Source organism: Terrisporobacter muris (assembly GCF_024621905.1).
GTDB classification, from domain to species: Bacteria; Bacillota; Clostridia; order Peptostreptococcales; family Peptostreptococcaceae; genus Terrisporobacter; species Terrisporobacter muris.
In genome coordinates this window covers 16,980-29,799 of record NZ_JANKBY010000012.1, presented here as the reverse complement: position 1 = coordinate 29,799, position 12,820 = coordinate 16,980, and the positions used below count along the sequence as shown (strand labels likewise).

Annotated in this window: 10 protein-coding genes and 1 riboswitch; of the genes, 9 read left to right on the top strand and 1 reads right to left on the bottom strand. The window is 29.8% G+C overall.

Annotation, left to right across the window (positions count from 1 at the left end):
- The 8 genes from NSA58_RS02080 to hydA all read left to right on the top strand — a co-directional run.
- A partial coding sequence (locus NSA58_RS02080; protein WP_257559997.1) for a serine/threonine-protein kinase occupies positions 1-992 on the top strand: 992 nt, incomplete at its 5' end.
- Positions 993-1,086: 94 nt separating this feature from the next.
- The gene (locus NSA58_RS02075) at positions 1,087-1,497 is read left to right on the top strand and encodes an FxLYD domain-containing protein (RefSeq protein WP_039681019.1); all 411 of its coding nucleotides are present in this window, start codon (positions 1,087-1,089) and stop codon (positions 1,495-1,497) included.
- A 455-nt stretch (positions 1,498-1,952) separates the two neighbouring features.
- Complete coding sequence (grdG, locus tag NSA58_RS02070; protein WP_074079161.1) at positions 1,953-3,239, top strand: sarcosine reductase complex component B subunit alpha; 1,287 nt, start codon at positions 1,953-1,955, stop codon at positions 3,237-3,239.
- Positions 3,240-3,257: 18 nt separating this feature from the next.
- Positions 3,258-4,565 carry a sarcosine reductase complex component B subunit beta gene (gene grdF, locus NSA58_RS02065; protein ID WP_079764687.1) on the top strand — a complete coding sequence of 436 codons (1,308 nt, stop codon included), beginning with the start codon at positions 3,258-3,260 and terminating at the stop codon, positions 4,563-4,565.
- A gap of 44 nt (positions 4,566-4,609) precedes the next feature.
- Positions 4,610-5,080, top strand: a complete 471-nt coding sequence (grdA, locus tag NSA58_RS02060) for a glycine/sarcosine/betaine reductase complex selenoprotein A (RefSeq protein WP_079764688.1) — start codon at positions 4,610-4,612, stop codon at positions 5,078-5,080.
- A gap of 226 nt (positions 5,081-5,306) precedes the next feature.
- Complete coding sequence (locus NSA58_RS02055) at positions 5,307-6,680, top strand: sigma-54 interaction domain-containing protein (protein WP_052233126.1); 1,374 nt, start codon at positions 5,307-5,309, stop codon at positions 6,678-6,680.
- Positions 6,681-6,974: 294 nt separating this feature from the next.
- Entirely contained in the window at positions 6,975-7,715 is a 741-nt protein-coding gene (locus tag NSA58_RS02050) for an isochorismatase family protein (protein WP_039681013.1), read from the top strand.
- A gap of 105 nt (positions 7,716-7,820) precedes the next feature.
- The gene (gene hydA / locus NSA58_RS02045) at positions 7,821-9,212 is read left to right on the top strand and encodes a dihydropyrimidinase (protein ID WP_039681012.1); all 1,392 of its coding nucleotides are present in this window, start codon (positions 7,821-7,823) and stop codon (positions 9,210-9,212) included.
- A 113-nt stretch (positions 9,213-9,325) separates the two neighbouring features.
- On the opposite strand, the gene NSA58_RS02040 is transcribed toward hydA, so the two are convergent.
- Entirely contained in the window at positions 9,326-10,675 is a 1,350-nt protein-coding gene (locus NSA58_RS02040) for a dicarboxylate/amino acid:cation symporter (protein ID WP_242842767.1), read from the bottom strand.
- A 561-nt stretch (positions 10,676-11,236) separates the two neighbouring features.
- Positions 11,237-11,337, top strand: a riboswitch (purine riboswitch).
- A 129-nt stretch (positions 11,338-11,466) separates the two neighbouring features.
- Between NSA58_RS02040 and NSA58_RS02035 the strand changes: the two genes are divergently transcribed.
- On the top strand, positions 11,467-12,810 hold the full coding sequence (locus tag NSA58_RS02035) for an NCS2 family permease (protein WP_079764689.1): 1,344 nt from the start codon (positions 11,467-11,469) through the stop codon (positions 12,808-12,810).
- The last annotated feature ends 10 nt before the right edge of the window (positions 12,811-12,820 follow it).

Here is a 12,820-nt window from a genome sequence, read left to right as displayed (position 1 = left end):
TAAAAGAAATAAAAGAATATACAAAAGAAATATATGAAAGCATAAAGAATATAAATTCTAAAAATATACCTAAAATTTATGAAATATTAGAAAATGAAGATAAACTTATAATTATTGAAGAATTTATAAATGGAGACACTTTACAAACAATTTTAGAAAAAGAAAATAAGTTAAAAGAGTCAGAGGTAATTAAATATATGATTTCCTTATGTGACGTTTTAAATGAAATTCATAGTTTAAATCCACCTATAATTCACAGGGATATCAAACCAGCAAATATAATTATAAGTAACGATAACGTACTAAAATTAATAGATTTTGATATATCAAGAACCTACAAAGAAGGTGAAAGCTTAGATACCACACTTTTAGGCACAAAAGGATATGCGTCTCCAGAACAGTTTGGATTTGATCAAACAGACTGTAGAAGTGATATATATGCTATGGGTGTAATGATGAATGTTTTAACCACAGGAAAACATATAAAAGAAGAGTTGAATAATACTTTGTTAAAAGACATAATAAAAAAATGTACACATATTTCTGCAGAAAAAAGATATGATAATGTTCTTGATTTAAAAGTAGAATTAAAAAATAAATTATACAATGAAAAGAAAATTGAAGGCCAAAATAAAATAAATACTAAATATTACACTAAAAAAGAAAAACTAAAACATTTGAATAATAATTCTAAAACATTACCAGGTTTTAGATCTAAAAACTTTATCTATATGATATGTGCTACTTTTTGGTATTTATTTTTAATAATGGGATTATTTATTGCTAAAAGTTTCAAGGAGTTTTTAGGTAATGTAACACTTGTTGTGATGCTGCTATCTATTTACTTTATATTTACTAATTATCTAAATATAAAAAATAAACTACCTTTATTAAAAAGTGAAAGAATTTTAATAAGGGTAGTAGGTTATTGGATTTATAGTACAGGTATATTCTTGATTGGAGGAGGATTACTAACTTTAACTATGAATTAAAAAAATTTCATTTGTATGCTGACAGCATACCAATAACCATAAGTAGATTTATATAATTAATTTATGACTAGAGAATTACTTATGGAGGTAAAAAATGAAAAAAATATTAGTAGGTATTATTATAGGATTTGTAGTTGTTGTTGGAGGTTGCGCAGCATTAGTTGGAGCAGGAGTATCTAGTGTAGATAATGCAATAAAAGAAGTAGAACAAGAAACAGTAGAAAATGATAATAAAGTACAAGAAATGGCTAAAAATATAAAATGGGAAGTAAAAAGAGGAGATTATAGTACGAAGATAGTTGGTATTTTTGAAAATACTAGTAATGAGGTTTTAGACTATGTTGAATTTGAATATAAACTAATGGATTCAGATGGAACAGTTATAGAAAAGTCATTTACTAATGAGACAGAAATAGCTCCAGGTGAGAAGAGAAAAATTGAAATCTTCTGTTCGGAAGGTGATTTTGAGAAATATGATATTAAAGCAAAATCAAGTGTTTTATAAATAATTAATAAGATAGGTTTATAAATAGGGTATTTAAATAATATAGATTAAGTGTGCATTTTGAGGTAAAATGCACACTTTTTAATTGTAAGGAATTATATGTTATCTGTTTTGTGGATAACATATAATTTTCAGCTTTGCTACTTGAGAAACGGACGAAGCCGTTGGCGACGACACGTCGCTCAGGCGAAGGGAATTTTTTATTTGCAAAATTGCAAAATAGAATTTTATTTTGCAATTTTGGTAAAACATTATTTCAATCATAAAGAATAACCATGCTATGTATTTTTGCAAAACTGCAAAATTATAGGTATTATTTATAAATAGAATGGCTGTATAGGTGGATTTTATAACTTATATATTTTGGCATAAGTATTGCTTGTATAAAAGTAAACAAATTATTTTGCAATTATAGAATAAATCAATCAATAAAACTTATGCAAGGGGGTTGCTTCATGAAGTTAGAATTAGGAAAGATATTTATTAATGATATTCAATTTGCACAGAAGACAGAAGTTATAGACTCAGTATTATATGTTGATAAGAGAGAAGTAGAAGAGATAGTGTTAAGTGATGATAGAATAAAAAGTGTAAATGTGGATATAGCTAGACCGGGAGAATCTGTTAGAATAGCTCCTGTTAAGGATGTAATTGAGCCTAGGGTAAAAGTTTTTGGGGAAGGAAGTATATTCCCTGGAATTTTGAACAAGGTGAAAACAGTTGGTAGTGGAAGAACTAATGCGTTAAAAGGTGCTTGTGTTGTTACAGGAGGAAATATTGTAGCCTTTCAAGAAGGAATTATTGACATGAGCGGACCAATAGCACAATATACACCTTTTTCAATGACGAATAATTTATGCATAATGATGGAACCGAAGGATAATTTAGAAGCACATTCATATGAGCAAGCAGCTAGAATGGCTGGTTTAAGAGTAGCTACTTACTTAGGTGAAGTAGGAAGAGATGTAGAACCTGATGAAGTTATAGTTTATGAAACTAAACCTATAAGAGAACAAATAAAAGAGTATCCTAATTTACCAACAGTGGCTTATGTTCATATGTTACAATCACAAGGTTTACTCCATGACACATATTATTATGGTGTAGATGCAAAACAAATAGTACCAACTTTAATGTATCCTACAGAAATAATGGATGGAGCTATTATTTCAGGAAACTGTGTTGCACCTTGTGATAAGGTTACAACTTATCATCATTTAAACAATCCTGTAATTGAGGATTTATATAAAAGACATGGAAAGGATTTAAATTTTGTAGGTGTTATTTTAACTAATGAAAATGTATTTTTGATGGATAAAGAAAGAAGTTCTGATATGGTAGCAAAACTAGTAGAGTACTTAGGAATTGATGGAGTTATTATTACTGAAGAAGGTTATGGAAATCCAGACACAGATTTAATGATGAATTGTAAAAAATGTACTGATGTAGGTGCAGATGTGGTACTCATTACAGATGAATTTCCAGGAAGAGATGGTAAGAGTCAATCTGTAGCAGATGCTACTAAAGAAGCTGATGCAGTTGTTTCTTGTGGTCAAGGTAATTTAGTTGTTCATTTTCCTGCAATGGATAAGATAATTGGAACTCTTGAATATGTGGAAATGATGATAGGCGGATACAAAGGTTGTTTAAATGAAGATGGAAGTATGGATGCAGAACTTCAAATAATAATAGCATCAACTATAGCTAATGGATATAATCATTTAACTGCTAAATGGTATTAAAAAGAAGGAGGGAAGATTATGAGTAAAATAAGAGTAGTTCATTATATAAACAATTTCTTTGCTGGAGTAGGGGGAGAAGAAAAAGCAAATATACCCCCTGAAAAAAGAAGCGGAGTTGTAGGACCTGGTATGGCAATTCAAAAAGCTTTTGATGAAGAAGCTGAAATAGTATCAACTGTAATATGTGGAGATACTTATTTTGGAGAACATATGGAAGATGCTACAAAAGAGCTTTTAAAAATGATAAAAGATGAAAATCCAGATTTATTTATAGCAGGACCAGCATTTAATGCTGGAAGATACGGTGTTGCTTGTGGTGCAATTTGTAAAGCTGTAGAAGAAGAGCTAAACATACCTGTAATTACAGGTATGTACAAAGAGAATCCAGGAGTAGATATGTTTAAATTAGATTTAAATATTATATCTACTGGAAATTCAGCAGCAACACTTAGAAAATCTGTACCAGGTTTTGCTAAGTTAGCTTTAAAATTAGCTAAAAAAGAAGAGATAGGCTCACCAGAAGAAGAAGGATATATTCAAAGAGGAATAAGAAAAAATTATTTCCATGAATTAAGAGGATCTGAAAGAGCCGTTGATATGTTAGTAAAAAAAATGAATAAAAATCAATTTGAAACAGAATATCCAATGCCCAATTTTGATAGAGTAGTGCCAGCAAATCCTATAAAAGATATGTCAAAAGCTAAAATAGCTTTAGTAACTTCTGGAGGTATAGTTCCTACAGATAATCCAGATAAAATTGAATCTTCTAGTGCAACTAAGTTTGGGACATATGACTTATCAGGTATGGACTTTATGAGTAAAGATAAATTTACTACAATACATGGTGGTTATGATAGATCTTTTGTACTTGAGAATCCTAACTTGGTAGTTCCTTTAGATGTAATAAGAGAGTTAGAAAAAGAAGGTGTAGTTGGAGACGTATCAAATTATTTTATGGCTACAACAGGAACAGGAACAAGTGTAGGTAATGCTAAGAGATTTGGTGAAGAAATTGGTAAAAAATTAATAGATGATAAAGTAGATTGTGTAATTCTAACTTCTACGTGAGGTACTTGTACTCGTTGCGGTGCAACGATGGTAAAAGAAATAGAAAGATACGGTATACCAGTAGTTCATATTTGTACTGTAGTTCCTATTTCTTTAACAATAGGTGCAAATAGAATAGTACCAGCTATTGGAATACCGCATCCTCTTGGAAATCCAGACTTAGATAAAGAAGGAAGTAAAAAAATAAGAAAAGAATTAGTTTTAAGGGCTTTAAAAGCATTGCAAACAGAAGTAAATGATCAAACTGTATTTGAATAAAAACTTTTTAATATTATATAAGAATTTATAAGGGAGATGCTTTGATGAGTATACTGGAAAATAAAAAAGTTATTATTATTGGAGATAGAGATGGTATTCCAGGTCCTGCTATAGAAGAGTGCGTAAAAACAGCTGGAGGAGAAGTTGTCTTTTCTTCAACTGAATGTTTTGTTTGAACAGCTGCTGGAGCAATGGACTTGGAAAATCAAAAAAGAGTAAAGGAATTTGCAGTAGAATTTGGTTGTGGAAATGTTGTGGTTATTTTAGGTGCATCAGAAGGTGAGGCAGCAGGTCTTGCTGCAGAAACAGTTACTGCAGGAGATCCAACATTTGCTGGTCCATTGACAGGAGTCCAGTTAGGACTTCAAGTATATCATGCTTGTGAACCTCAAGTAAAAGAAGAGTTTGATAGCAATGTATATGAAGAGCAAATAGGTATGATGGAAATGGTATTAGATGTTGATGATATAATTAAAGAAATGATCTCAATAAGAGATGAATTTTGTAAATATTAAAATCATATAAATTTGGAAATAAGGGGAGAAGATTAACTATTTTCTCCCTTTATTTTTATGATTAAAATATTTTAATTTTGTAAAGTGAGGATTTCTGCTGATTTAGATATAGCTGAAAGTAACATATTTAATTGAAGGAAATCATACCTGTAAATAGAATATTAGTCATAAAGAAGATAAAAATATGTAAATTTAAGGAGAAAAATCCTAAAAAGGGGTGGAAATCTTGTTAACAAGTTTTTATAAAAAAGCTCTAGATTCATCTTTTGACGGAATTCTAATCACAGATGGAAGTGGTAAAATAATCTATGTAAACTCCCAGTATGAAAAAATTACAGGGTTAGAAAGGAAAGATATTATAGATAAAAATCTATCGGCACTTTTAAAAGATGGAACTATAAATAAAGCCATATCGTTGGATGTTTTGAAGATGGGGAAATCAGTTTCCACTACACATAAATATGTAACAGGTAAATCTGCATTTAGTTCAGCACAACCTATTTTTGATAATGATCACAATATCATAGGTGTTATTAATAATACTAGAAATATTGAAGAGCTATTAAAACTTAAATCGGAAATTAAACAGCACGTTGCCAATCAAGAAAAGGTTAATCAAGAAATGACGAGCTTAAAAAAAATAATTAATAAAAATGAAGAATTTATATTTGAAAGTAAAGCAATGAAAGAAACTGCTATATTGGCTAGTAAAGTTGCGGATTTCGATTCAACAGTTATGATATATGGTGAATCAGGTACAGGTAAGGAAGTACTTAGCAAATATATTCATGGATTAAGTAGAAGAAAAAATGATATTTTTATTAAGGTGAATTGTGCGGCTATACCAAAGGAGTTGTTTGAATCAGAACTTTTTGGATATGAAAAAGGAGCTTTTACAGGAGCATTACCAAATGGAAAAATAGGATTTTTTGAACTTGCAAATGGAGGAACATTATTTTTAGATGAGATAGGAGAACTACAGTTATCTGTACAATCAAAACTATTACGTGCAATTCAAGAAAAAGAAATTACAAGAGTAGGAGGTAAAGAGCGTATAAAGCTTGATATTAGAGTTATTGCAGCTACTAATAGAAACTTGGAGGAAGACGTAAAATCTGGTAATTTCAGAGAGGATCTTTTTTTTAGACTTAATGTTTTTCCAATTACAATACCGCCCCTTAGAGAGAGGGCAGATGACATAATTGTATTTATTAATTTCTTTGTAAAAAAACTTAATAATAAATATAAAGTAAATAAGACTATATCAAAAGAAGCTATGGGTTACCTTATAAAATATAATTATCCAGGAAATGTTAGAGAACTTGAAAATATAGTAGAGTACTTATTTATAGTAAGCGAAAGAAACATAGAAGTAGATTCAATTCCAGGAAAAATTTTATCACAAATAATGATTTCTGAGTATAAAAGTGATGATAAAAAAGAAAAGTTAAATTATCTTTTAAGTTTATATGAAAAAATAATTATTGAAGATACTATTAAAAAATATCATACTTTAGAACAGGCATCAGAGGTATTGGGGATACATTACTCAACGCTATCAAGGAAAATGAATAAATACAATTTAAAATTTACATATTAAAATAAATTTATTAGTGAACTAAAAATAATTTTAAGATAAATATATTCTTTATTTGTAAAAATGCAAAAAACTAATATATTTTGCATTTTTAATAAAGACTGTATATAAGACATGTTTAATAAATTTGAAGGTATATTTTTGCAAAAGTGCAAATACTTTGTTAATTGTTGGATAAGAAATGGCCGTATAACTGAATTTTTAGATGACTTGGTTTTGGCATGAACTTTGCTATATATAAAGGCAAAGGGAAGAGTCCCTTAATAAATAACAAAAATTTTGAAGGGAGATTTAATTATGGCAGAAAATAAAGATTACAAATTTGTTGACCAATATAAATTTGACGAGGAATTATTAAGAAAGGCATTTGCAGAAGCTAGAGAGATTTACAAAGAAAGAGGATTCATGAGAAAAATGGGGTATGGTAAAGCTCCAGCTATAACAACTGTAGATATGGCTAAAGCTTGGATGAGTGAAGGTCATCCATTTACATGTGATCACTCTGAAGAAGTTTGTGCAGAAGCTCTAAAAGTTTTAGAAGCTGGAAGAAAAGCTGGAGTACCTATATTCCATACAACAACTGGATATGTTGGAGAAAGACAATGGGATTTACCAAGATGGGATGAAAAAATACCTATGAGTGCTCTTGATATAAATACTGATTGGCTAGAAATAGATCCTAAATTAAAACCAAGACCTGAAGAACCAGTTATTCATAAAAAATATGCATCTAATTTCTTTGGAACTCATTTAGCTCAAACACTTAACTATTTAGGTGTAGATACTCTTATAGTAATGGGAGCTACTTCTTGTGCATGTGTTAGACATACAGTAATGGATTCGACTGGGTACGGATTTAAAACTATAGTACCAAGAGGAACAGTTGGAGATAGAGTTCCTGGTGTTATAGAGTGGAACTTATTTGATATGGAAGCTAAATTCTGTGATGTTGTTTCTGTTGAAGAAGTTGTCAAGTATTTAGAAGGAATAGATTCAAGTGTTTATAGAACTCCAGAAAGAAAATTGGATAATAAATAATATTCAAATATAAAACGTACTTAAAATTTTATAAAAAGTATTTACTTAATAGAAATAGGGAGCACATCACATCTAGTGCTCCCTATTTTTAAAAGGAGGATATTTATGGGGATAATTATTAAAAATGGTACAATATTGTCTGCTAATGATGAATTTATTGGAGATATACTTATTGAAGGAGAGAAAATTATTCAAATAGGAGTAAATCTATGTGAAGATGGACATGAAATTATAGATGCTACTGGAAAATATGTATTTCCAGGTGGAGTAGATGAACATGTGCATATGGGATCCTTTGCCACACTTTCATTCGAAACGTCTCATGCAGCTTTAGTTGGAGGAACTACTACAATTGTTGATTTTGCACCTCAAATAAAGGGAAAAGGTATAATAGAATCTGTTAAAATACAAGATGAAGAATTTGCAAAAGACAAATCATCATCTGACTATTCATTCCATGGTATGGTTATGGATACTAGTGAAAGTTTACTTGATGAAATACCTAAAATGGTTGATGCGGGAATTACTACCCTTAAGTTTTTTATGGCGTATAAATACACACCTTTTATGGTTCCAGATGACCTTATATTTAAAGGAATGCAACTTGCAAAAAAATATGGAATTACAATAATGGTTCATGCAGAAAATGGAGATATGGTATACACTCTTCAAAATCAATTGATTGCAGAAGGCAAAACTGAGCCTGTATATCATGCATATTCTAGACCTCCTATTGTGGAAGATGAAGCTACACAAAGAGCTATTTATTTAGCAGAACTTGCTGGATGTCCTTTATTTGTTGTTCATGTTTCTTCAAAAGGAGCAATGGAACATATAAAAGCAGCTCATGAAAGAGGTTTGCCTATATATGGTGAGACATGTACTCATTATCTTACATTAAATCAATCTTTCTTAGAAAAACCAAATTTTGAAGGTGCAAAATATGTTTGCTCACCAGCTCTTAGAACAGATGAACATCTAGAGGCAATGTGGGATGGAATAAAAAATAATTATTTATTATCGGTAGGATCAGATCATGCAGCAGTTTCAGGAGGGTTTGAAAAGAAAAAAGATGGACTTAATAATTTTGCTAAAATTCCTAATGGTTGTCCAAGTGTTCAAGATAGATTGGCTATGATTTGGACTCAAGGTGTAGAAAAAGGAAAAATTTCAAGACAAAGATTTGTAGAAATATTCTCAACTACACCGGCTAAAATAGTAGGATTATACCCTCAAAAAGGAGTGATACTTCCAGGTTCAGATGCAGATATAGTAATATATGATCCTTCATATGAAGGTATTATTACACATGCAGATAGTTATGAAGGAACTGATTATGCAGCATTTGAAGGATTTGAAAGAAAAGGTATAGCAGATAAAGTATTTTTACGAGGAAAGATTGTTGCTGAAAGAGGAAAATTTGTTGGCGAAAAAGGTAAAGGACAATATATTAAACCAAAAGCATACGCGCTTTGTTATGACGGATTTGAAAAATAGAAAGTGTTGAAAATTCATATGCTTACTTTTTAAATTATATTAAAGCCCACAGTGTTTTAAAGAATAAAAAGAAACTGTATTCAAAATAAGTTTGAATACAGCTTCTTTAGTTATTAATTATTATAGATACTTTCATCTAAAGCACCTTCTGATTTTGCAACATATACTGATGTTGCAGCATCACCAACCACATTAAGTGAAGTAACTAGCATTTCAACTGGACGGTTGATTGCAAGAATTAATGAATAGGCAAGTATTGCCGCATCATTTTGATATCCCATACTAGTTAATACAGTAAATAATATAATAGCACCAGCACCAGGAGCAGCAGGAGTTCCAACTGAAGCTATTAAGGCTAATAGTGATATTAAAGCTATGTTAACTATAGTTACATCATATCCAGCACTAGAAGCTATAAATATTGCAGCGATTACTTGCATTATAGCAGTACCATTCATATTTATTGTCATTCCTAAAGGTAAAGTGAAAGAGGCAATGTCTTTAGATACACCTAATTCCTCAGTTACAGTTTTTGTATTTAAAGGTAAAGTAGCTGCAGATGATGATGTTGAAAATCCAAATAAAGCTACTTTAGATATTTTCTTTACAAATATTATAGGATTTAATCTTGTTGATAACATTATAAATAATCCATAACCAACAGTTAAGAATATTAATAATGCAATAGTAGTAGTTAAAACATATACAAGAGCTGGTTTTAAGTGATCAATACCGTATATTGCAAAAGTTCTTGTAATAAGTACAAAAATTGCAACCGGTCCAAATTTAGTTATTACAAAAGTTAAGAAAGTAGTTATTATCTTATTAATATCTTGTAATAATTTTTTTAATACTTGGATTTCATTGCCTAAAGTATTGATGCATAGACCACAAACTGCTGCTAAAAACACAACAGATAAAACTCTTCCATTATCAGTAAATACATTTGTAATGTTATTAGGTATTGCTTGAACAAATACAAGTAATGGGTTACTTCCAGTAGTACCTTCACTAGAAGCTATGTTAGTTATATTTACATTAAATAATCCTAATTTATGAGCTACAAGTCCAAATATGCCGGCAAGAATTAATGCAAATAATGAAGTTATTAAAAAACCTAATATTGTTTTATATGAAATACGACCTAACTTTCTAGTATCGCTAATATGACATATAGCAAGAGTTATAGATGTAAACACCATAGGTATAATAACTAACTGTAATGAATTTATAAATAGTTGTCCTATTATATAAAACAGTCCTACAGAATTGGCTCCATCTGGCGAACTTATATCTTGGAATAATAAATTATTAATTATAGTCCAAGTATTTGCATTTCCATTTGAAATTAAATTTTCTCTTAAAAAGATAAATAATGTTCCTAAAGTTAATCCTAATATTAAAGAGATAACCATTTTAATAGCTAAATTATTAGCATTATTTTTTGTTGTTTTTATGTTCATAGTATCCTCCAAGTTTTTAGTTTAGGACACCAAAAAACTTAATATCAAAAAACATTAAGGCAAAATACTGTAATAATATATAAGTACATTTCCTTATTAGTCTCACGGGACTATCTTAAAGGTATCCTATTGATTCAATATAATAATTTATAAAGAAAATATTGTCAATATTTGTAGTAAAAATAATTTTTATACGAGTAGAAAAGTACTATTCAATTATAAAATTGAATATGCTTAAGTTAATGTCTATGTTAATATTTCTAATAATAGGAGGAGTGTGTATTATTAAATTAAATAAAAGGTTGTTATTAAATGATTTTTACTTGTTTTTCTATGGGGCTTTAATTGTTGCAAAATCTATACTCATAGACAGGATTCAAGTAGTAATATTTGAGCAATTGTTTTTGATTTAGTTACCCATAGTTTGAATTTTGTATATAGAGTAGATAAATAAGTTAGCTTATTTTCTAAAGAAGTTAATAGTTAAGGATTAACAATATAAAGAATAAATGTAATTTAGGAAAAGGTATTGAAAAATATTGTCGAAATCTGTATAATTAATAAAAAATAAAGAAAAATATTCGTATATAATGGTAATATGGTCCATAAGTTTCTACGAACTCACCGTAAATGAGATCACTATGAATAGTTACAGAATCTTAAGGATTAAATTCTATAAAGATATATGTTCTATTCATTAGAATGTATATCTTTTTTTTAGGTCGCTGGCGACATGTAGATCAGAGAAAACGAAATTTTTTAGTAATGTTAATATATCTTTAGGAGGAAATATGGAAGCACAAAGACAGCATGAAATGGAAAGAGGAGAAAACAGTTCGACATCAATTTTAGATAAAATATTTAAATATAGCGAACGTGGTTCAAACATAAAAACAGAAGTAATCGGTGGTATTACAACATTTTTAACAATGGCATATATTGTATTTGTTAACCCAGCCATATTAGCAGATGCGGGGATGGACAAAGCAGCACTTATAACAGTTACTATTTTAGCTACTGCCATTGGTACGTTAATATTCGCATTTTTAGGAAATGCACCTTTCGCACTTGCACCAGGTATGGGGCTAAATGCATTCTTTACTTATTCTTTAGTTTTAGGTCAAGGTGTATCTTGGCAACAAGCTTTAGGTGTGGTATTCATCTCGGGAATGATTTTCTTTATTTTAGCAGTAACAGGAGTTCGTAAATATATAGCAGAGGCAATACCTAAGGAACTTAGTATAGCTTCAGCAGCAGGGATAGGTTTATTTCTATCATTTGTAGGATTAAAAAGTATGGGTGTAATAGTTGCTGACCAATCAACACTTGTAGCTTTAGGAGAATTTACACCAACAGTTTTAATATCTTTACTTGGGCTTGCTTTAATGTTCGTATTTGAAGTAAAAAAAGTAAGGGGTGGTATTTTAATAAGTATAGTAATAACAACAATTATATCAATAGTTACAGGATATGTTGAATTACCAACTGCAATTATATCAGCTCCACCAAGTATAGAGCCAGTAGCATTTAAATTAGATATATTAGGAGCGCTTAAGTTCGCCTTAATAGGGCCAATATTCTCATTTATGTTCATAGATATGTTTGACTCATTAGCATTTTTAATAAGTTGTTGTAAACAAATGGGACTTGAAGATAAAGACGGAAATATAAACGGTCTGTCTAGAATGTTATATGCGGATGTTACTTCGACATTAATAGGTTCATTGCTTGGAACAAGTACAGTTACTACATTTGGAGAATCGGCAGCAGGTATAGCAGCAGGAGCAAGGACAGGACTTGCATCAGTAGTTACTGCCATATTATTTTTAGTAACATTATTATTTACTCCACTTTTAGGAGCTGTTCCTTCATACGCAGCAGCACCAGCATTAGTAATGGTAGGGGTATTTATGTTTACAAGTATAAAACAAGTAAACTTTGATGATAGTAAAATAGCTGTATCAGCATTTATAACAATATTATTAATGCCTTTGACTTACAGCATATCTATAGGTTTATGTTTTGGATTTATTTCTTATATATTAATGCATGTTGTTTCAAAAGAGGCTCATAAAGTAAGTTTAACACTTTGGATAATAGGAATTTTATCAGTAATAAATTTGGCACTTAATTAGAATGTTTAAG